Source organism: Plantibacter sp. MCCC 1A11337, from assembly GCF_013349365.1.
GTDB lineage: Bacteria > Actinomycetota > Actinomycetes > Actinomycetales > Microbacteriaceae > Plantibacter > Plantibacter flavus_A.
The window spans coordinates 474,065-492,065 of sequence record NZ_JABJWX010000001.1 but is presented as its reverse complement, the minus strand read 5'-3'; the positions used below and the strand labels follow the sequence as shown (position 1 = coordinate 492,065).

Annotated in this window: 17 protein-coding genes; 12 read left to right on the top strand and 5 right to left on the bottom strand. The window is 68.9% G+C overall.

Annotated elements, in window-relative coordinates; all coding sequences use genetic code 11:
• Positions 1 to 64: 64 nt before the first annotated feature.
• Entirely contained in the window at positions 65 to 2,626 is a 2,562-nt protein-coding gene (leuS, locus tag HOW07_RS02230; RefSeq protein WP_175115969.1) for a leucine--tRNA ligase, read from the top strand.
• Between the two features lie 152 nt (positions 2,627 to 2,778).
• The gene (locus tag HOW07_RS02225; protein ID WP_175115968.1) at positions 2,779 to 3,198 is read left to right on the top strand and encodes a hypothetical protein; all 420 of its coding nucleotides are present in this window, start codon (positions 2,779 to 2,781) and stop codon (positions 3,196 to 3,198) included.
• Between the two features lie 65 nt (positions 3,199 to 3,263).
• Here HOW07_RS02225 and HOW07_RS02220 read toward each other — a convergent pair whose 3' ends face one another.
• From HOW07_RS02220 to HOW07_RS02210, 3 genes are all read right to left on the bottom strand, one after another.
• Positions 3,264 to 3,830 carry a sigma-70 family RNA polymerase sigma factor gene (locus tag HOW07_RS02220; protein WP_175115967.1) on the bottom strand — a complete coding sequence of 189 codons (567 nt, stop codon included), beginning with the start codon at positions 3,828 to 3,830 and terminating at the stop codon, positions 3,264 to 3,266.
• Positions 3,827 to 4,291, bottom strand: coding sequence for a hypothetical protein (locus tag HOW07_RS02215; protein ID WP_175115966.1), 465 nt, complete (start codon positions 4,289 to 4,291; stop codon positions 3,827 to 3,829). Before HOW07_RS02215 ends, HOW07_RS02220 begins: the two co-directional genes overlap by 4 nt.
• A 295-nt stretch (positions 4,292 to 4,586) precedes the next feature.
• Complete coding sequence (locus HOW07_RS02210) at positions 4,587 to 4,889, bottom strand: hypothetical protein (protein WP_175115965.1); 303 nt, start codon at positions 4,887 to 4,889, stop codon at positions 4,587 to 4,589.
• 292 nt (positions 4,890 to 5,181) lie between these two features.
• On the opposite strand from HOW07_RS02210, the gene HOW07_RS02205 reads away from it, so the two are divergent.
• From HOW07_RS02205 to holA, 3 genes are all read left to right on the top strand, one after another.
• Positions 5,182 to 5,883 carry a helix-hairpin-helix domain-containing protein gene (locus tag HOW07_RS02205; protein ID WP_175115964.1) on the top strand — a complete coding sequence of 234 codons (702 nt, stop codon included), beginning with the start codon at positions 5,182 to 5,184 and terminating at the stop codon, positions 5,881 to 5,883.
• 47 nt (positions 5,884 to 5,930) lie between these two features.
• On the top strand, positions 5,931 to 8,303 hold the full coding sequence (locus HOW07_RS02200) for a ComEC/Rec2 family competence protein (protein ID WP_175115963.1): 2,373 nt from the start codon (positions 5,931 to 5,933) through the stop codon (positions 8,301 to 8,303).
• A 66-nt stretch (positions 8,304 to 8,369) separates the two neighbouring features.
• Positions 8,370 to 9,425, top strand: a complete 1,056-nt coding sequence (gene holA, locus HOW07_RS02195) for a DNA polymerase III subunit delta (RefSeq protein ID WP_175115962.1) — start codon at positions 8,370 to 8,372, stop codon at positions 9,423 to 9,425.
• A 138-nt stretch (positions 9,426 to 9,563) separates the two neighbouring features.
• Here holA and rpsT read toward each other — a convergent pair whose 3' ends face one another.
• Entirely contained in the window at positions 9,564 to 9,824 is a 261-nt protein-coding gene (gene rpsT, locus HOW07_RS02190; RefSeq protein WP_064295571.1) for a 30S ribosomal protein S20, read from the bottom strand.
• Between the two features lie 219 nt (positions 9,825 to 10,043).
• Here rpsT and lepA point away from each other — a divergent pair, with 219 nt between their 5' ends.
• From lepA to hemW, 3 genes are read left to right on the top strand one after another with little or no spacing between them, the layout of a single operon-like run.
• Complete coding sequence (lepA, locus tag HOW07_RS02185) at positions 10,044 to 11,894, top strand: translation elongation factor 4 (protein WP_064295570.1); 1,851 nt, start codon at positions 10,044 to 10,046, stop codon at positions 11,892 to 11,894.
• Positions 11,891 to 12,535, top strand: a complete 645-nt coding sequence (locus HOW07_RS02180; RefSeq protein WP_371743552.1) for a DUF1990 family protein — start codon at positions 11,891 to 11,893, stop codon at positions 12,533 to 12,535. Before lepA ends, HOW07_RS02180 begins: the two co-directional genes overlap by 4 nt.
• A 10-nt stretch (positions 12,536 to 12,545) precedes the next feature.
• Positions 12,546 to 13,772, top strand: coding sequence for a radical SAM family heme chaperone HemW (gene hemW / locus HOW07_RS02175; protein ID WP_064295568.1), 1,227 nt, complete (start codon positions 12,546 to 12,548; stop codon positions 13,770 to 13,772).
• Between the two features lie 66 nt (positions 13,773 to 13,838).
• Here the strand turns inward: hemW and HOW07_RS19230 are convergent, their stop codons facing one another.
• Positions 13,839 to 14,396 (bottom strand): DUF4870 domain-containing protein, encoded by a 558-nt coding sequence (locus HOW07_RS19230; protein WP_234993956.1) that lies wholly within the window; start codon positions 14,394 to 14,396, stop codon positions 13,839 to 13,841.
• 216 nt (positions 14,397 to 14,612) lie between these two features.
• Between HOW07_RS19230 and hrcA the strand changes: the two genes are divergently transcribed.
• Genes hrcA through HOW07_RS02150 form a run of 4 tightly spaced genes read left to right on the top strand, consistent with a single transcriptional unit; the run spans position 14,613 to position 17,954 of the window.
• Positions 14,613 to 15,635, top strand: a complete 1,023-nt coding sequence (gene hrcA / locus HOW07_RS02165) for a heat-inducible transcriptional repressor HrcA (RefSeq protein ID WP_064293628.1) — start codon at positions 14,613 to 14,615, stop codon at positions 15,633 to 15,635.
• Positions 15,636 to 15,689: 54 nt separating this feature from the next.
• Positions 15,690 to 16,811 carry a molecular chaperone DnaJ gene (gene dnaJ / locus HOW07_RS02160; RefSeq protein ID WP_064293629.1) on the top strand — a complete coding sequence of 374 codons (1,122 nt, stop codon included), beginning with the start codon at positions 15,690 to 15,692 and terminating at the stop codon, positions 16,809 to 16,811.
• A gap of 1 nt (position 16,812) precedes the next feature.
• Complete coding sequence (locus HOW07_RS02155; RefSeq protein ID WP_064293630.1) at positions 16,813 to 17,550, top strand: 16S rRNA (uracil(1498)-N(3))-methyltransferase; 738 nt, start codon at positions 16,813 to 16,815, stop codon at positions 17,548 to 17,550.
• A gap of 50 nt (positions 17,551 to 17,600) precedes the next feature.
• Positions 17,601 to 17,954, top strand: coding sequence for an HIT domain-containing protein (locus tag HOW07_RS02150; protein WP_121291134.1), 354 nt, complete (start codon positions 17,601 to 17,603; stop codon positions 17,952 to 17,954).
• Positions 17,955 to 18,001: the final 47 nt, after the last annotated feature.

The window sequence follows — 18,001 nt, the reverse complement described above, 5'->3', positions numbered from 1 at the left end:
GCCGAGCGCCGTGCGAGCAACCCACGGGATTCCACCCCCAGCACCTGCAGTGATTGAGAGTGACGTGTCAGACGAGCGCAACACCGACGACCGCCGAGACGGCGAGCGGTACGACTTCCAGGCGATCCAGGAGAAGTGGCTTCCCGTCTGGGACGAGCTGAAGCCCTTCGCAGCGGGCGATCCCGCCGACAAACGTCCGCGCAAGTACGTGCTCGACATGTTCCCCTACCCCTCGGGCGACCTGCACATGGGTCACGCCGAGGCGTTCGGTTTCGGCGACATCGTCGCGCGGTACTGGCGTCACCAGGGCTTCAACGTCCTGCACCCGATCGGCTGGGACTCGTTCGGTCTCCCCGCCGAGAACGCGGCCATCCAGCGGGGTGTCGACCCGCGCGAGTGGACCTACGCGAACATCGCGCAGCAGAAGGCCAGCTTCCGTCAGTACGGCCCCTCGTTCGACTGGGACCGCGAGCTCCACACGAGCGATCCCGAGTACTACCGGTGGAACCAGTGGCTGTTCCTCCAGCTGTTCGAGAAGGGCCTCGCGTACCGCAAGGCGAGCCCCGTCAACTGGTGCCCGAACGACCAGACCGTGCTCGCGAACGAGCAGGTCGTCGACGGACACTGCGAGCGCTGCGGCGCCGAGGTGACGAAGAAGAAGCTCACGCAGTGGTACTTCCGCATCACCGACTACGCGGACCGCCTGATCGACGACCTCAACCAGCTCGAGGGCACCTGGCCGGCCAAGGTCCTCAGCATGCAGCGGAACTGGATCGGTCGATCCAACGGTGCGGACGTCTCGTTCTCCATCGAGGCTCGTTCAGAGCCGGTCTCCGTGTACACGACCCGCCCCGACACGCTGTACGGCGTGACGTTCATGGTCGTTGCGCCCGACTCGGAGCTCGCAGCCGAGCTCGTCGCCGACACCTCCGACGAGGTCAAGGGGCGGTTCCAGGCCTACCTCGACAGCGTCAAGGGTGAGAGCGAGATCGCGCGGCTCGCGACCGACCGCCAGAAGACCGGTGTCTTCCTCGAGCGCTACGCGATCAACCCGTTGAGTGGCGAGCGTTTGCCGATCTGGGCGGCCGACTACGTCCTGGCCGACTACGGTCACGGGGCGATCATGGCGGTTCCCGCGCACGACCAGCGCGACCTCGACTTCGCGCGGGCGTTCGACCTGCCCGTGCGCGTCGTGGTGGACACCACCCAGCCCGTCACCGGTGCCATCCCGATCATCGTCGACGGTGAGCTGCCGGAGGACCTCCCGTCGATCGATCCCGCCAAGACGGGTGTCGCGCTGACGGGCGACGGTCGCCTGACGAACTCCGGTCCCTTCGACGGCCTGAGCAAGGCGAACGCGATCCCGAAGGTCACAGCTGCGCTCGCGTCGAGCGGCCTCGGCGCGAAGACGAAGAACTACCGCCTCCGCGACTGGCTCATCTCGCGACAGCGCTACTGGGGCACGCCGATCCCGATCATCCACTGCGACGCCTGTGGCGAGGTGCCGGTCCCCGAGGACCAGCTCCCCGTGCGGCTGCCGGACGCGGCGGGTCTCGACCTGCGTCCGAAGGGCATGAGCCCGCTCGCGGCGGCAGCGGACTGGATCAACGTGGACTGCCCCTCGTGCGGGAGGCCTGCGAAGCGCGACTCCGACACGATGGACACCTTCGTCGACAGCTCGTGGTACTTCCTCCGGTTCCTGAACCCGACCTCCGACGAGATCGCGTTCGACCCGAAGGAGGCCGACAAGTGGGCCCCGGTCGACCAGTACGTCGGTGGTGTCGAGCACGCGATCCTGCACCTGCTCTACTCGCGGTTCATCACGAAGGTCCTGTTCGACCTCGGCAAGGTCGGCTTCACCGAGCCCTTCAGCGCGCTCCTCAATCAGGGCATGGTCATCCTCGACGGTTCGAAGATGAGCAAGAGCAAGGGCAACCTGGTGGAGTTCGCCCAGGAGCTGCGGTCGTACGGCGCCGACGCCCTGCGCGTCACGATGGCGTTCGCCGGTCCTCCGGAGGACGACATCGACTGGGCGGACGTCTCGCCGGCCGGTTCGGCCAAGTTCCTGGCTCGCGCCTGGCGGGTCGCGCACGACGTCTCCAGCTCGCCCGACGTCGCCTGGAAGGACGGCGACGAGAAGCTGCGGAAGGTCACGCACCACTTCCTCGCGGAGGCTCCAGGGCTCATCGAGGCGGGCAAGTTCAACGTCGTCGTGGCACGGCTGATGGAGCTCGTCAACGCGACGCGGAAGGCGATCGACGCCGGGCCCGGCGCGGGTGACCCTGCTGTGCGCGAGTCCGCCGAGGTGACGGCCATGGCGCTCGACCTCTTCGCGCCCTTCACCGCCGAGGACATGTGGGCAAAGCTCGGCTACCAGCCGTCCGTCTCGCTGGTGCCGTGGCGGAAGGCGGACCGGTCGCTGCTGGTCGAGGACCAGGTGACCGCGGTGGTCCAGGTCGACGGCAAGGTCCGCGACCGGCTCGAGGTGTCGCCGAAGATCTCCGGCGAGGAGCTCGAGCAGCTCGCACGCGCGAGTGCGGCCGTGCAGCGTTCCGTGGGCGACCGCGAGATCGTCAACGTCGTCGTGCGCGCCCCACGCGTGGTGAGCATCGCCACGAAGGGGTGATGCGGTTCGGGGCGGGCCCTGTGGCCCGTCCCGAACACGCTCGGAGCGCTCGGGGACGACCATCGAGTCGGACCCCGTGTCCCATCCGACGGCAGGGTGTTCTCGGATCGCGTCCCGACCGCTTGCCTGTGCTTCCTCGATAGCATGACCGGGTGACCGCTCTCTCCCCATCAGTACGAGCGCTCCGCGTGTTCCAGATCCTGTGGGTGATCGGCTTCCTGATCGGAACGACCACGCACACTGCGGATCTGATCCTCGGCGGGTTGGACGTCTACGGCGGCTTCCCGCCCGGCGTCCGGCTGTTCTGGGTGACGCTCACGGTCTTGGACCCCATCACCGCTGTGTTGATCATCCTTCGACGGCGCTCCGGCATCGTGCTCGGCATCGCGGTGATCGTCGCAGACATCGCGGTGAACTGGACCGTCTTCGTGCTGCTCGGCGGACTGTCGTGGTTCGGCGTCATCAATCAGAGCCTGTTCGCGGTGCTCATCCTCGCCACGGCTCGCCCCCTGTGGATCTGGTTCGGGCGATCTTCGACACGAGAGCGCGCCGAGCCAGCCAGGGCAGCTTGACCGCCCTCAATGGATGGATCCGATGCAGTCGGAGGTCGAAGGAATCGACAAGCGGACGTCCTCGATCAATGGTCGACATGCGCGGCTGATCCCTTGAGCGAAACGCGACCGCGCACGTCCTGCTCTCCCGGATCCCGCAACGGCTGGCGGAGACGCAGACGCGCGCGCTGGTATCGGCCACGGGCAGTCGACTCACGCACACCGACGATGCTTGCTGCCTCGACGACCGTGAACCCGTCCCACAGCACGAGTTTGATCAGTTCTGCTTGGTTCCGAGGGAGCTCGGAGATCGCCGTCAGCACGGATTCGGTGGTGTCATCCGTCTGCGTCGGCTGGAGGGTTTCGAGCTGTTCGCCCAGACGAGCGGTGAGCGCGTCCCTGCGATCAGAGCTACGGCGGGCATTCGACGCCACCCGGCGTGCGACTCCGAAGAGCCACATCCGCGCCTGTACGGGGTCCGCTGGCATCCGGTCGATGTGTCTCCACGCCGCGATGAAGGTCTCGCTCAGCGCATCGGCGGCGTCTGCCGGGGTCGTGACCCGTCGGCCGAGGAACGAGAGCACATCGGCCGCGTTGTCCTGGTGAACTGTTTCCAGGCGTTCCTGACGGGCGCGACGTTTCGCGTCGGTCACTGCGCATCCTCCGCGGTCTCGCCACAGTTTCCAGCGAGCTCGACCGAGGTCCCCGTTCGCAGGAAGCCGGCATGCTCGAATGCGTCGAAGATCTTCGTCGCCATCAGGTTTCCTGCCACGGATTCCGGGGTTGCAGCTGGCGGCGGTGTGGTTCCGTTCACCTCGGCGATCCTTGCCAGTTCCGCGCGTCGAGCTTGTTCGATGGTGAGCTCGGTGTCGATGTCGGCCTCGGTGATCGAAGCGACGACGCTGTCCCAGTCGTATTCGGTCAGGAAGACGCGGGCTTCTTGCGTGCGGCGATCGGCCTCAGCCGTGCTGATGTTCCGGTGTTCGGGGACCACTCGCGCAACGAGCTGGCACACGGCGCCGTCCTCGCCGATGTCGAACGATCGCTGCACCGTGGCTTCCGGCGCCCAGCCGACCCAGTCGAGGACGGCGGGAGCCGCCGCCGCAGCACTCACGCCGACCGTGATGAGCCCGGCAGTCACACCCAGGATGCCGAGGGAGCGCTTGTATCGGGAGCCCCCAGCGGAAGGTCGTGCTCGGGACGCAGCCTCCTGCGCCACGAAGCGAGCGACCTCGGCGGCTTCCACATCCTCTCCGAAAGCACGTGGCGCGGATCGTCGTATTCGTGCGTCAAGATCATCCATGGAAACCCCCTCGAGTGAACACCGTCACTGATGACATGTCCGGCACCCATCGAGTCTTAACGCGAGCGGCACGATCCGCGGGTGTCGACGTTCAGCTGCTCCGCCGTCACGATGCATCGCTCCAGTAGTCGCCGCGCACGACCCAGACATCGTCGCCGAACTCCTCCGCCGACACGGTGATCGGCCACGGATCCCACAGGGTGCCATCCAACCGGCCACGATCGACGAGATAGGTCTTTTCGAAGGCCGCTCGGTCGGCGCCCGTCGGAGGTCGCACGGTGAAGAGCGACCAGCACCCGCCGTTCGCGCATTCGGTGCGGACGTTCAGCATCACAATGCCGTCCGAGAACCGCATCGCACCTGCAGACGGGACTCCGGCGCCATCGAGTCGTTCGACGTCCAGGATCACGAGCCGAAGGGGATACAGGTGCATGGAGAGGTCCAGCACCAGCGCCGCGGCGATCAGGATCGCCGTCAGCCATGCCTGTCGACGTGACTTCCCCCGCATGGTGCCCCCGTTTCACCGGCCCCCGCCGGAGATTCGACGGTAGCAGGGCTCTTTGCCGCTACGTGGGACCGGGGTGGACCTCAGGCCTCGAGGTGCGTCTCAAGCGCGCTCCACAGGGGCGGTCGCGGGGTGTTCGGTCCTGTGGCGACGGCGAGCGTGTGGTGCGGGGCGCCCGGGCTCGTAGCGTTCGAGGATGACCATCGAACCGGAACCCACGTCCCGCCCGGTGCCGTCCAGGCGTTCGTCGACGCGCCGTTTGCTCGGAGAACTACCGCGCCCGGAGTTCCGTGCCGGCGCGGTCGTCGTGCTGGTGATCACGGCCCTCGTCGTCGCCATCCTCGTCTCGCTGTTCACCTCAGGCGGGGCGGTCAGGACGATCGGTGGGGTGGAGCTGTCGGCTGACGCGAGCGCCGTGCCCGCCGCCACACCGGGATCGACCGCGCCCGCCGGTTCAGCGGCGGGGGAGCTGTTCATCCATGTACTCGGAGCGGTCGCGGCCCCTGGTGTCTATCGGCTGCCGGACGGATCACGTGCGTTCGATGCGGTGGCCTCCGCCGGCGGCCTCCTACCGGAAGCGGACACCAGTGCCGTGAACCTCGCACGGTTCGTGAACGACGGCGAGCAGCTCTATGTCCCCGTGCTCGGCGAGGTGCCACCTGGCGGAGGCGCGAGCGGGTCGGCTGCCGAGAGTCCGTCCGGCTCGCAGCTCGTCAACGTGAACACGGCATCCGCGGCCGAACTCACCGCGCTGCCGAGAATTGGGGAGGCCCTGGCTGCACGCATCGTCGCCTGGCGAGAGGCGAACGGACCGTTCGCCACCCTCGACGACCTGAGCGCGGTCGAAGGCATCGGCGCGAAGACCCTCGAGGGGCTTCGCGCGGCGGCGACGGTGTGACCGCAGACGCGGCCACCGGACCGACGTCCGGGCGAGGTGAGCGCGCGATGCGGTTCCCACGCCTGCTCATCCCGGCGGCGGTCACCTGGGTCGGTGCGGCCGTCTGCAGCGCGGCTCCGACGCTGGCCTGGGGTGCGGTGCTGGTCGCGTTCGTCGTCGCCTCCGCCTGCCTCGGGTGCAGCACGGTCGTCCGGCGTCGCCGTGCGGAATATCGCCAGTGGGAGCGCCGGACAGGGTCTGTCGTCATCACGACACTCTTGCTCTGCGCGTGCGCCGCGGCGCTGTTCGGCATGGTCGCCGCCACGATCGCCGCACGCGCGCCTGACCGGCAGCCGGAGGCGCTGCAGGCACTCGGGAACGCTCCCCTGGATGCCGAGGTCGTCGTGACCGGTGACGCGGTTCCTACCGGGTCGGTCACGGCTGCACCCACGGTTCGGTTCGCAGCCGACCTCGTGACGGTCTCGGACGACGTGGGAGGCCTGGAGGGACTCTCGGTCCCGGTCCTCGTCTTCGCGCCGGTGCCGGCGGACCGGGCGCCGAGGATCGGCGAGCGCTGGCGCGTCGACGGCTCGCTCCGATGGAATGCACCGGGTGATGCGCGGGCAGCGCTGCTGTTCGCACGGGAGGAACCCGAGCTGCTGGGGGAGCCGCCGGCGATCCTCGACTGGTCGGCGTCGCTCCGTTCCGGCCTCGTCGGGCTCGCGTCCACCTTGCCCGGCCCGGGTGGGGAGCTGCTGCCCGGCCTCGCGATCGGCGATGTGAGCCAGGTGAGCGACGCGGTCACGGAGTCGATGCAGCGCAGCTCCCTCTCGCATCTGACGGCCGTGTCCGGCGCGAACTGTGCGGTCATCGTGTGGCTCGTCAGCACCGCGGTCGCGGCACTCGGCGGTGGGCGGAAGCTCAGGATCGCCTGTGCCCTGCTGTGCCTCGTCGCCTTCGTGGTCCTTGTGACACCCCAACCGAGCGTGCAACGGGCGGCACTCATGGCCTCCTTCGTGCTGGTGCTGGGCGGCTTCGGGCGGCCGATCAGGGGCCTCGCCGCGCTGTCGTTGGCGGTGGTCGTCCTCCTCGTCGCCGACCCTTGGCTGGCCGGTCAGTACGGCTTCGGGCTCTCGGTGCTCGCCACCAGCGGTCTCCTGCTCCTGAGCGGACCCCTCACGGACCTGCTCGGTAGGTGGCTGCCGCGGGGGATCGCGGCCCTCATCGCGATCCCGGCGGCCGCCCAGCTCGCCTGCCAGCCGATGCTCGTCCTCCTCGACCCAGCGATCCAGCTCGGCGGTGTCCCCGCGAACCTGCTCGCGGGTCCGGCCGCCGCGCCCGCGACCATGCTCGGGCTGCTCGCCTGCCTGCTGATCCCGTTCGCGCCACCACTCGCACTGCTCGTCGCATGGCTCGGTTGGGTGCCTGCGACCTGGATCGCCGCGGTGGCCCGGTGGTTCGAGGGCGTCCCTGCTGCGCGGGTGCCCTGGCCGGAGGGTCCACTCGGCGTCGTGCTCGTCGCCGTGCCGACCGTCCTGATCGCCACGCTCCTGCTGTTCCGTCGGGACCTGCCCCCGAGGTGGTCGAGGACGATCGGGGTGGCGGTGGTCGTGTCGCTCGTGGCACTGTGCGGCCGGGCGGTCGGGGACGGACTCGGCCCGGCCCTGCACCGGCCGGGCGACTGGATCGTCGCCGCCTGCGACGTCGGTCAGGGCGACGCGGTCCTCCTGCGACAGGGCGCCGCCACCGCGCTCGTCGACGTCGGGCCCGACCCAGAACCGCTCCGCGCGTGTTTGGACGAGCTCGGGGTCTCCCGCATCGAGCTGCTCGTCCTCACCCACTACGACCTCGACCACGTCGGAGGCCTCGACGCGGTCGTCGGTCGGGTCGACGAGGTGCTGCTCGGGCCGGTCGACGATCCGGAGGACGAGCGCATCGCCCGAGCGCTCCGAGCGGGCGGTGCGGAGGTGCGACAGGCCGGCGCCGGGGACCAGGGAGTGCTGGGGGATCCGGAGAACGCGGCGCCGTGGCGCGTCCTGTGGCCGGACCCCGCGGCAGGCGGCGTCGAACCGGGGAACGATGCGAGCGTGGTGGTCCGGTTCGATCTCCTCGATGCATCGGTGCTGCTGCTCGGCGACCTCGGTGAGGAGGCACAGGACCGGCTACTCGGTCGGCACACGCTCGGGGACGCGGTCGACATCGTCAAGGTGTCGCATCACGGTTCGGCCGATCAGAGCGACCGTCTGGCGCGCCGGGTGGGCGCGACGGTGGCGCTCGTCTCCGTCGGGGCCGACAACGGCTACGGGCATCCGACACGCTCAGCGCTCGAGCTCTACGAGGCCACCGGGGCCGAAGTCCTCCGCACGGACGAGTCGGGGACCATCGTCCTCGGCCCGGGCGACGGTGGCGGGTTCCGCGTGTGGTCGGAGCGCGGCGGGTGAGCCGCCTACCCGGCCCGGCTGGCGTCGGCGGTCGCCGGTAGACTCGGACGGTCGAGAGGAGCCGCTGTGGCTGCACCACGTTCCGCCGGTCGCGGGAAGGCGAAGACGGCGGCCAAGGCCTCGGCGGCGATCCCGCAGCTCGGCTGGTCCGAGATCCGCCCGGCGCCGATCGTGTTGGTGTCCGGCACGGAGTCCTTCCTGGCCGACCGGGCGATCCGCCGGCTGCGCGACTTCCTCGTCTCCGAAGACCCCTCGCTCGAGGTCAACGACGTCGCCGCCGACAGTTACGCCCCGGGCGAGCTGCTCACGGTGGCAAGCCCGTCGCTCTTCGGTGAGCCCCGGCTCGTCCGCGTCAGCCAGGTCGAGAAGTGCTCCGACCAGTTCCTCGCCGAAGCCATCCGATACCTCGAAGCACCGCCGGAGGGCGCCTACCTCGTGCTGCGGCACAACGGAGGCGTGCGCGGCAAGAAGCTGCTCGACGCCATCCGCGCGGGCACCGGTGGCGGTGTCGAGATCGTCTGCACCGAACTCAAGCGAGACAGCGACAAGGCCGACTTCGCCGCGGCTGAGTTCAAGACGGCCGGTCGGCGTATCACGCCCCAGGCGCTCCGTGCACTCGTCGGAGCCTTCTCCGACGACCTCGCCGAGCTCGCAGCCGCGTGCAGTCAGCTCATGGCCGACGCGTCCGAGGAGATCACCGAGCAGACGGTCAACAAGTATTACGGCGGTCGACTCGAGACGAGCGCGTTCGACGTCGCCGATGCCGCGATCGCCGGGCGTCACGGGGAAGCGCTGCTCGCCCTGCGGCAGGCGCTCGACTCGGGTGCCGACCCGGTGCCGATCGTCGCCGCCTTCGCGATGAAGATCCGCACGATGGCCAAGGTGTCGTCGGCACGCGGCGGGTCAGGGCAGATCGCGCAGCAGTTCGGCCTCGCACCGTGGCAGGTCGACCGCGCCCGTCGGGACCTGTCCGGTTGGACGGACGCCGGCATCGGCCGCGTGGTGCAGATGCTCGCCGAGACCGACGCCGGCGTGAAGGGCGCGAGCCGCGACCCGGTGTTCGCACTCGAGCGGCTCGTCGGCGTCATCGCTGCACGCGGGGTCGAACTCTCAGAGCGGTAACCCGCCGCGCTGGCCGTGGTGGCGGGCGGACCTTCGACAAGCTCAGGGACCCGTGTGCGCTCAGGGACCGGCGTGCCCGGGGGACGCGAAAGGCCCCGCACGTTCCGAGGAACGCCGGGGCCTTGCAGCTGGTGTCGCTTAGAGCGCGTTGACCTGCTTGGCGATGGCCGACTTGCGGTTCGCTGCCTGGTTCTCGTGGATGACGCCCTTGCTCACGGCCTTGTCGAGCTTCTTCGAGGCGAGCTTGAGAGCGGACTCAGCCTGAGCCTTGTCGCCGGCGACGACGGCCTCACGGGTTGCGCGGATGGCGGTCTTCAGCTGGCTCTTGACGGCCTTGTTGCGCTCGTTGGCCTTCTTGTTGGTGCCGATGCGCTTGATCTGCGACTTGATGTTTGCCACGTTGGGTCAACTTTCGGTTCGAGGAAATGATGTTCGGTGCCGTCGGACGGAAGAGGGCGTCTTCAAGCGAGTTCTCGTGTGGTCTCAACTCACACGCAAGCCAACAGGCAACATTACCAGTCGGGCTGAGTTCTGGCAATCCAGGGTACCGCAGCGCGGGTGCTCCCCGCCGTGGGACAATGAAGGTTGCCCGATTCCACCCCTGACCCCGAGGAACGCGTGAGCCCCCAAGCAGTGAAGGCCCTCGAGCCGGCATCGACCGACCCGGCGTTCATCCGGAACTTCTGCATCATCGCCCACATCGACCACGGCAAGTCGACCCTGGCGGACCGCATGTTGCAGATCACCGGCGTCGTCTCGGACCGCGACATGCGGGCGCAGTACCTCGACCGCATGGACATCGAGCGCGAGCGCGGCATCACCATCAAGAGCCAGGCCGTACGCATGCCGTGGTCGCTCAACGGCGAGACCTTCGCGCTCAACATGATCGACACCCCCGGGCACGTCGACTTCACCTACGAGGTCTCGCGGTCGCTCGCCGCGTGCGAGGGCGCGATCCTCCTCGTCGACGCCGCTCAGGGTATCGAGGCGCAGACGCTCGCGAACCTCTACCTCGCTCTCGAGAACGACCTCGAGATCATCCCGGTGCTCAACAAGATCGACCTCCCGGCGGCCGACCCCGACAAGTACGCGAAGGAGCTCGCGAGCCTCATCGGCGGCGAGCCCGAAGACGTCCTGCGGGTGTCCGGCAAGACCGGCATGGGTGTCGAGGACCTCCTCGACCGCGTCGTCGGACGCATCCCGAACCCCGTGGGCGACCCGGACGCACCCACGCGCGCCATGATCTTCGACTCCGTCTACGACACCTACCGTGGCGTCGTCACCTACGTCCGCATGATCGACGGCCAGCTGAGTCCGCGTGAGCGTATCCAGATGATGTCCACGCGCGCGGTGCACGACCTCCTCGAGATCGGTGTCAGCTCGCCGGAACCGACGCCCACCAAGGGCCTCGGCGTCGGTGAGGTGGGCTACCTCATCACGGGCGTGAAGGACGTCCGGCAGTCGAAGGTCGGCGACACCGTCACGACCGCGGTGAAGCCGGCGACCGACGCCCTCCCGGGCTACACCGACCCGAAGCCGATGGTCTTCTCCGGTCTGTACCCGATCGACGGCAGCGACTACCCGATCCTCCGCGACGCGCTCGACAAGCTGAAGCTCTCCGACGCCTCGCTCAACTACGAGCCGGAGACCTCCGTCGCCCTCGGTTTCGGGTTCCGCGTCGGCTTCCTCGGCCTCCTGCACCTCGAGATCGTGACCGAGCGGTTGCAGCGTGAGTTCGACCTCGACCTCATCGCCACCGCGCCGTCGGTCACCTACGAGGTGAAGACGGAGGACAAGCAGGTCGTCACCGTCACCAACCCGAGCGAGTTCCCCTCCGGCAAGATCCTCGAGGTGTCCGAGCCGATGGTCAAGGTGGGCATCCTCGCCCCCAAGGACTACGTCGGCACCATCATGGAACTCTGCCAGAGCCGTCGAGGTGCGCTGCTCGGCATGGAGTACCTCGGCGAGGACCGCGTCGAGCTGCGGTACACGATGCCGCTCGGTGAGATCGTCTTCGACTTCTTCGACCACCTGAAGAGCCGGACGCAGGGGTACGCGTCGCTCGACTACGAGCCCTCCGGCCAGCAGGCAGCCGACCTCGTGAAGGTCGACATCCTCCTGCAGGGCGACCAGGTCGACGCGTTCAGCGCCATCGTCCACCGCGAGAAGGCGTACGCCTACGGTGTGCTCATGACCGAGCGCCTGAAGAAGCTCATCCCGCGCCAGCAGTTCGAGGTGCCGATCCAGGCTGCCATCGGTGCGCGGATCATCGCCCGCGAGTCGGTCCGTGCCATGCGCAAGGACGTCCTGGCCAAGTGCTACGGCGGTGACATCACCCGCAAGCGCAAGCTCCTCGAGAAGCAGAAGGAGGGCAAGAAGCGGATGAAGATGGTCGGCAAGGTCGAGGTGCCCCAGGAGGCGTTCATCGCAGCGCTCTCCGGGGACGTGGAGACGAAGGACAAGAAGTGAACGCACGACGCAGTTCGTTCGAGGACGAAGCGGTCGACTACGCGGCCGTCGGCGCTACCCAGCGGACCGACCTCATGCAGTACCCGCCGGAGGGCTACGTGCCGGCGGAGGACGAGTTCCGCCTCGGGAGCGGAGAGGAACGCTTCGCCCTCGCGAGCAGCGCCCTCCTCACCTGGGGACTGCACCGTTCGAGCGGCGTGGAGATCTCCGAGGTGCACCCCGGCACGGGCGTGCAGTACGGCGGCATCGCCTTCGCCGAGGACGGTACACCGCTGGAACCCATCGAGACGCACCAAGAACAGCGCTTCGCCGAGGACGGCACGCCGTTCATCACCCCGGGCACGACCGTCGTCTTCGCCGGCACCGTCGGCGGGGAACCGCTCGTCGGGCCGCATCGCGTCATCTCCGTCACCGAGGAGCCGGGTCACGTGAGCCTGGCCATCGGCACGATGGAGGGTGATCCGGAGAGCGGTGAGCAGTCCTTCACGATCGAGCAGCGCGAGGACGACTCCGTCTGGATCGTCGTGCGCTCGTTCTTCCGCCCGACGAAGGGTGCCGCGAAGCTCGTCGGCTCCAAGCGTCGCCGCAAGACCATGAACGACGCCTACCTCCGCGCACTCCTGCCGTCGCGCGGCGTCTGAGCGACGGACCGTGCCGAGCGCCCTTCCACTCGCCGATCCGGCGCCGTCCGACGGACTCCTCCCGGAGACGGCGGCCGTCGGTGCCCACGAGCGCAACTTCGGGGTCTACCTGCACGTCCCGTTCTGCCGGGTCCGATGCGGCTACTGCGACTTCAACACCTACACGGCCACCGAGCTCCGCGGCGCGAAGCAATCGGACTACGCCGACGAGGCGGTCGCGGAACTCCGCTTCGGCAAGTCCGTCCTGGCGTCATCGACCGTCCCCGACCGACCGGTCTCGACCGTGTTCTTCGGTGGCGGCACGCCGACCCTCCTGCCTGCCGATGACCTCGTCCGGATGCTCCGTGGCGTGACGGACAACTTCGACCTCGCGCCCGGCGCCGAAGTGACGACCGAGGCGAACCCCGACTCCGTCGACGCCGCCTACCTCCGCACGCTCGCCGAAGCCGGATTCACCCGGGTGTCCTTCGGGATGCAGTCCGCGGTGCCGAGCGTGCTCGCCACCCTCGAGCGCACGCACGATCCGGCTCGGGTGCCGCTCGTCGTGCAGTGGGCTCGCGAAGCAGGCCTCGGCGTCAGCCTGGACCTCATCTACGGGACGCCGGGGGAGACCCTGGCCGACTGGCGCGTCTCACTCGAGACGGCGATCGCCTGCGCACCGGACCACGTGTCGGCCTATTCGCTCATCGTCGAACCCGGGACGAAACTCGCGCGCCAGATCCGCTCGGGCGTGGTGGGGACACCCGACGAGGACCTGCAGGCCGACATGTATGAGCTCGCCGACGATCTCCTCACCGAGGCCGGCTACGGCTGGTACGAGGTCAGCAACTGGGCGACGGACGACACACACCGCTCCCGGCACAACCTCTCCTACTGGACCGGCGAGGACTGGTGGGGTGTCGGCCCGGGCTCGCACAGTCACGTCGGCGGGGTGCGCTGGTGGAACGTCAAGCACCCGGCGGCGTACGCCCAGCGAATCGCGGCGGGGGAGTCGCCGGCCGCCGGGCGGGAGACCCTGGACGACGAGACGCGGGAACTCGAACGCATCCTGCTGCTCACCCGCACGCGGGACGGCATCCCGATCCGGACGCTCGCCCCCGAGGCTCGTACGGCGGTCGCCGGGCTCATCGCCGAGGAACTGGTCGACGCACGGCAGGCCCTGCTCGGACGGCTGGAGCTCACGCGCCGCGGACGGCTCCTCGCCGACGCGGTCGTCCGCCGTCTGGTCGGCGACTGACCCTGCCCGAGCCGTAGAACAGCCCCGCCCGGCGGACCGGACGGGGCTGTGCTCGTACTCGACGGATCAGGCCTTGATGAACTGGATCGTGAGCGGGTAGCTGTACAGCTCACCCTTGTTCGCCTTGATCGCGGCGATGATGCTGAACACGATCACGACGACGTAGACGGCGATGATGATGAACAGACCCACGACGACGATCGTCAGGATCGAGCCGACCACGAGCGCGATCAGCATCGTCAGCTGGAAGTTCAGCGCGGTGAGCGTGTGCGCCTTGATGAACGGGCCGCGGTCCTTGAGGACCAGGTAGCCGATCAGCGGGGGGATGAATCCGAAGAAGATCCCACCGATGTGGATGAGCGTCGACCAGAGCTTCTCGTCCGACGGGCTCATGGGCTGAGCTGCTGCGTACGGCTGCTGGTACTGCGGGGCGCCTGCGGGCGGCGGCGGGTAGGAGCCGGCAGCGGGCGGCGGCGGCGCGTAGCCACCGGCGGGCGGGGGCGGGTAGGCGCCTGCGGGCGGCTGCTGCGGAGCTGCGGGAGGGGGCGTCGCGCCATCTCCTGCAGGCGGAACCGACCCGCCCTTCGCTGGGTCGACGGGCGGCTGAGCGTTCGGATCGGACATCTTCGCACCTTTCACGGAGAGTGATATTCAATTGGTCCAGCTGAGCGTATCGCACCAGGTGTCGCTCATCAGGGACCCACGCCTGCGGCCAACGGTATTCCCGCGGCACGGGGCCGCGCAAGGGACGGCTGCGCGGAGGCCACGATATGATCGGCAGTCAGGGTCTTCGAGTGCTGATGGTCGGCGCTCCGAGGTGGATGACGGGAGGAGATCGAGATGGTGTCGGATCGCGGTCTCGAAGTGCTCCGCGTCATCGTGCAGGACTACGTCGCCTCGCGAGAGCCCGTCGGGTCCAAGACGATCGTCGACCGCCACTCCTTCGGGGTCTCCGCAGCCACCATCCGCAACGACATGGCGCAGCTCGAGGACGAAGAGCTCATCGCTGCCCCCCACACCTCCTCCGGCCGGGTGCCGACCGACAAGGGCTACCGGATGTTCGTCGACCACCTGGCCGACCGCCGTCCGCTGAACAACGCCCAGCGGACGGCGATCGAGACCTTCCTCGGTGCGTCCGGCGACCTCGACGAGGTCCTGCACCGCACGGTGCGGCTGCTCTCACAGCTGACGAACCAGGTCGCGCTCGTGCAGTACCCGATGTTCTCCCGGGCACGTGTCCGGCATCTCGAATTGGTGAGCGTCACCCCGAACCGTGTGCTCGCGGTCATCATCCTCGACAACGGCCGCGTCGAGCAGCGGCTCATCGAGACGGAGAGCCCGGTCGACGACGACCTCATCTCGCGTCTCCGCTCGCTGTGCAACGAGGCGGTCGCGGGCCGTCCACTCCTCGACGCCCACGACGCGATCGGCGACGTCCCCGCCGACATCGCCGATCTCGACCGCGCGGCGGCCGTCCGCATCGTCGACGCGGTGCGCGAACAGCTCTCGGCGCAGCGCCAGGACCGCCTCGTCATGGCCGGCGCCGCCAACCTCGCCCGCACCGAAGACGACTTCCCCGGCAGCATCTATCCGGTCCTGGACGCCATCGAGCAGCAGGTCGTGCTGCTCCGGCTCTTCGGTGAGATGGAGTCCGAGCGCGACGGCGTGGTCGCCAGCATCGGGCGGGAGAACGCGTCGTTCGGCCTCGAGACCACGAGCGTCCTCGCCGGGAACTACCGTTCCTCTGGTGGCGAAATCGCCCGGCTCGGCGTCCTCGGCCCCACGAGAATGGACTACGCGAGCAACATGGCTGCGGTCCGCGCCGTCGCCAGGTACCTCTCGCGCATCCTCGACGCCGAGTGACGCATCCTCGTCGCGTCCCCCAACACCTTCCGCACCTCGAACGAAAGGCCCTCAGTGGCTGACTACCCCGACCACTACGCAGCACTCGGTGTCGCCAAGGAGGCGACGCCCGAGGAGATCAAGAAGGCGTACCGCCGCCTCGCTCGCGAACTGCACCCCGATGTGAACCCGGGTTCCGACGCCTCAGAGCGGTTCAAAGAGGTCACCCACGCCTACGACGTGCTGAGCGACCCCAAGCAGCGCCAGCAGTACGACCTCGGTCCGCAGGCGGGTGGGTTCGGCGGAGGTGACGCCGGGTTCGGCGGCTTCGGCGACATCTTCGACACCTTCTTCGGCGGGGGTGGCCAGCAGCGCGGACCCAAGTCCCGCCGCGCACGCGGCGAGGACGCTCTGTTGCGCGTCGAACTCGACCTCGACGAGGTCATCTTCGGCACCCACCGCGACCTCGAGGTCGACACCGCCGTGCTCTGCAGCACCTGCAACGGCTCCTGCTGCCAGCCCGGCACCTCACCGGTGACCTGCGACATCTGTCACGGCACCGGCTCCATCCAGCGGGCCGTCCGCTCGCTGCTCGGCAACGTCATGACCTCGGCGCCCTGCGGCACCTGCCGCGGCTACGGCACGATCATCGCGACCCCGTGCGTCACCTGCCAGGGTCAGGGCCGGCTCCGTGCCCGCCGCACCGTCTCGGTCGACATCCCGGCCGGTGTCGACACCGGTCTGCGTCTGCAGATGCCGGGGAGCGGCGAGGTCGGCCCGGCAGGCGGCCCGAACGGCGACCTCTACCTCGAGATGAAGGTCAAGCACCACGATGTCTTCAGCCGCGACGGCGACGACCTGTTGTGCACGCTCGAAGTCCCGATGACCGACGCCATCCTCGGCCGCCAGGTCACCGTCCACGCGCTCGACGGCGACGTCGAGGTCGAGCTGCGACCGGGCGTTCAGAGCTCGGAGGTCATCACGGTCAAGGACCGCGGCGTCACGCGCCTCCGCGGGAACAGCCGGGGTGACCTCAAGATCGGCGTCCAGGTCGTCACCCCGACGAAGCTCGACCACCGCGAACGCGAGCTGATCAAGAGCTTCGCCTCGGGACGACGCCAGGGTGCTCCGGCGCTCGCGCAGTTCCAGCAGGGCCTGTTCGCGAAGATCCGCGACCGCTTCCACGGCGTCGGTTGAGATGAGTTCGCTGTACCTCCGCGAGGACCTCGAATCGACCGGTGTCGGCGACTCGGTGACCCTCCGTGGGCCCGAGGCGAAGCACGCCGTCGCCGTGAGTCGGCTGCGGGTCGGCGAGACGACGTCGATCGGCAACGGTCGTGGCCTGATCGCGACCGGACCGGTCGTGCGCAGCGAGCCGGGCGAGTTGGAGATCCGCGTCGAATCGGTCGTGGTGCATCCGGAGAACCGTCCCGGGCTCGTCCTCGTGCAGGCGCTGGCCAAGGGCGATCGCGACGAACTCGCCATCCAGGCGGCGACCGAGCTGGGTGTCGACCGCATCGTCCCGTGGGGTGCCGAGCGCAGCATCTCCAGGTGGCAGGGCGACAAAGCGGTCAAGGGCCGTGCGCGCTGGCAGCTCATCGTGCGCGAGGCGTCGAAGCAGTCGATCCGCGCCCGGGTACCTGAGGTGGCCGAGGTCGTCGACACCCGTGGACTCGCGGCGATCGTCGCCGGCCGGACCGTCCTCGTCCTCGAACCCAGCGCGGCACTCGCGCTCTCGGAGCTCGACCCGTCGGCACTGCTCGCCGAGGAACTCGTCCTCGTCGTCGGTCCGGAGGGCGGCATCTCGCCGACGGAGCGGGAGCGGCTCGAAGCGGCCGGCGCGATCGAGGTCCGGATCGGCTCGGGCGTCCTGCGCACCTCGACGGCAGGGCCTGCGGCGATCGCCGCCCTCAACGTGCTGCTCGGTCGGTGGTGACGATCCAACAGCCCGCGCACGAGGCCGCCACGAACCTTAGACTGGTGGACATGAGTGAAGCACCGTCGGTATTCAGCCGCATCGTGTCGGGGGAGATCCCGACGACCCTCCTCGCCGAGACCGATCGGGTGATCGCGTTCGCCGACATCGCACCACAGGCGCCCGTGCACCTCCTCGTCGTCCCGAAGACCGCCGAGTACCGCGACGTCGTGGAGTTGGCCGCTGGCGACCCCTCCTTGCTCGCTGAGATGGTCGAGGTGGCGTCGTCGCTCGCGAAGGAGCACACCGGTGGCGAGTTCCGACTCGTCTTCAACACCGGCGAGTCCGCCGGGCAGACGGTCTTCCACGTGCACGCGCATGTCCTCGGTGGTCCCCTGCAGGAGGGCACCCTTGGCGGAGCCTGAGTCCTCGAACCCAGACCACCCCACCGCCGCTCGGCCGGAGGAGGTCG